The sequence below is a fragment of the Streptococcus parasanguinis genome, from assembly GCF_001578955.1.
Taxonomy (GTDB): Bacteria; Bacillota; Bacilli; order Lactobacillales; family Streptococcaceae; genus Streptococcus; species Streptococcus parasanguinis_U.
Window position 1 is genome coordinate 1 of record NZ_KQ969795.1, and the last position, 214, is coordinate 214.

Genomic DNA, 214 nt, shown 5'->3' on the forward strand with positions numbered 1-214 from the left:
CTTTCACACGGAAAATGCGACTCATTCCTTCCTTGGTTCAGGATGATAAGAAGGCTTATTTAAAAGGAGCTGATTTGCTGGAAACACTCTTGCAAGATGGCATTCAAGTTGTGGTCAGCCACGACCCGCAAGATCGGATTGAAAGGATTTTAAATGAAAAAAACTGTCTTTCTGAAAACCTTTATTGAAACCAGATGGTGCCATCGATTCCGTT

1 pseudogene is annotated in these 214 nt (G+C 41.1%); it reads left to right on the plus strand.

The features are described from left to right. Positions 1 to 188, plus strand: a pseudogene (locus tag SPADD19_RS11245) (MBL fold metallo-hydrolase); the annotation flags it as partial. Positions 189 to 214 lie beyond the last annotated feature (26 nt).